The sequence below is a fragment of the Yoonia sp. R2-816 genome, from assembly GCF_046762905.1.
Taxonomy (GTDB): Bacteria; Pseudomonadota; Alphaproteobacteria; order Rhodobacterales; family Rhodobacteraceae; genus Yoonia.
Genome location: NZ_JBKQXN010000200.1, coordinates 1 through 2,288, shown reverse-complemented (window position 1 = coordinate 2,288; position 2,288 = coordinate 1). Strand labels below are relative to the sequence as shown.

Here is a 2,288-nt window from a genome sequence, read left to right as displayed (position 1 = left end):
GCAACAGCAATCGAATCCTTGTGGACGTCCAGACCCACATAAAGTGTCTTGTTCATGCTCATTTCCTCTGTCGAACAAATCCATGTTCGCCGAGAAAAACATGACAACTGGCGCTGCCGCAAAACGCTCATCTGGTCTAAGATCAGATCCGCCATTCGACCATCATGCGGCGAAAGCTGACTGTGAGCTGATTGTGTTCTCTAATCTGTCAATATTCATTTTCACTTTGCGGGCTGTTTAACGTCTGAGGTTGCCTTGGTTCTCTTCGAGCTCACGGGCTCATGATGGGGTTGGCTGGGTGTGGATTGGCGAGGTTGAAACCGCGATCAGATCGGTCGTCCGCTCTGTCGCTACAAAATCGACGCCATGTTCCACGCCCTCCCTCGGGCGTCTACCGGTATGGGAACTGCAATGTAGGAATCCTCTGTTCTTTAGGTTTTGATCACGTTGCCCGGAAGTCGGTTTGGTCTCGCATCATGGCATGCAAGATGATTGCAAGCCGCCTTGCCAGCGCCACCCGCACCTTTCTCATTGTTGAGCGCTGCCCGATTGCGCGCGCCCATGACTTGAGTTTCAGCGGTGCCGCATATCGCGTGAGCATCACATTGGCGGCTTCATAGAGCAGCGTTCGGACACGCACGTCCCCACATTTCGAGATACTCCCGGTGTAGTCAACCTCGCCGGACTGGTGGCGTTTCGGAACCAACCCGAGATAGGGGCCGACATCTCGCGAACGCTTAAAGCGCGCCGGATCATCAATTGCCGCTGCAAAGGCCAATGCGGTAATAGGACGGACACCCGGCACTGTCATCAGGCGGGTGCAGACCTCTGATTTACGAGTCATTGCTTTTATATCGCTGTCGATGGCTGTCACTGCCGCCAATATTGCCTCGCGCGCTGCAAACAGGCCAGGAACACCATCGCTGACTTTCAAAGCAGTGTCCTTAAATGCGGGCGACAGAGCGCGTGGCAGTCGCACACCGAACACGACGATCAACCCCCGGATTTGATTGTCGATGGTCACGCGTTGCCCGACCAGCTTCTTGCGGGCGGCGATCAGCGAGCGGATCGCATGAGCAGACAGAGATTTAACGTGGGTCGGCTTATAGAACCCTGTCCGTGCCAGATGTGCCAGGCCACGCGCATCGTTTCGATCGGTTTTGCGCCCTGCGAGAGACTTCAGAGCCTGATAGGCTTGCCTGCTCTCGATGCAAACAACCGGGACACCAAGCTCCGTCAGGCCGTGGTGGAGCATTGGAGCCATCCGTCCAGTCTCAAAAACAACCTTGGTACATGCGGGGCCAGCAGCGAGGAACCGGGCGATTGTCTTAGGTGTCGAGGGCGCTTTCCCCTCCCGTATCAGCGCGCCCTCACGATCAAGGATACAAATATGCGTCTCTTCCATTGAAACATCCAAACCAGCAAAATATTCCATCGGTCAGTCTCCTTTTCTATGACATGGGTATCCAGAATAGCAGGCGCGGGTGGAGCGCTGATCTGGATTACGCCATGTTGAAAAACGCAGTATCTGAGCGACCGCGATCGATTTTGCGGAACATCTTTCTGCAAAATCACGATATCACAAACGAGGTTTCCCAGTTGGCTGCTTCCGAGAACAATGCTCCAAGTTTTTGAGGTGAATTTCGGGTTGAGGAGTTGTTCAACAAAATAAGCCCGGAGTGACAGATACTGCAGTGTCACCGTATGGCTGCTTCTCCCGCTAAGGAAGCGTCGGTCACGGCTCCTTTATGTCAGCGTCAGGCTACTTCACGAGCGCACGAAACCCAAGGTCTGGTTTTGAGCTAGGGGACCTTCATCGCCATACAGGCATTCGCTGGCGCAGCACGTCGCAAAGCGCAGATTGCGGACACTCAAATTCCGATGACAAATGGCGGGCGAACGGGACCGAATGAGCTTTGCGGCGACTGAACCACTGCTTGCTTAGGCCGTGTTGACGAAATGGTAGCCTAACAGGCGCAGGCCTCACCATAGCCGATATCTATTCAATTATAGGATTCCAGTATTTCCCAATACGGTGATCTGGTTCTTATGCTGGACGCGAGACGAATTGAATGGAACGTCGGCCAGGAAGAGAGAGCCAGGTTTCCGCTCATCATCGGCACGTACAGCATGCAAACGAGATCAGCTCAATTGCTCACCAGCTTGAATTGGAGAACGTAATGACCGTTATGAACACCCCACCTGCCGCAGGTCATGATTTTGTTGGCATCAGTGAGTTCCTGGTCAATGAATTCACCAATAGCGCGCAAATCGACCCAAGTGTAACA

The 2,288-nt window shown here is 53.7% G+C and carries 1 protein-coding gene; it reads right to left on the bottom strand.

The window, feature by feature from the left end:
- Window positions 1-442: 442 nt before the first annotated feature.
- Window positions 443-1,435, bottom strand: coding sequence for an IS110 family transposase (locus ACFWW2_RS12145; RefSeq protein ID WP_393928342.1), 993 nt, complete (start codon window positions 1,433-1,435; stop codon window positions 443-445).
- Window positions 1,436-2,288: the final 853 nt, after the last annotated feature.

Coding starts and splice junctions, on each gene's coding strand:
- ACFWW2_RS12145 (WP_393928342.1), bottom strand. CDS start 1,435: ATGGAATATTTTGCTGGTTTGGATGTTTCAATGGAAGAGACGCATATT.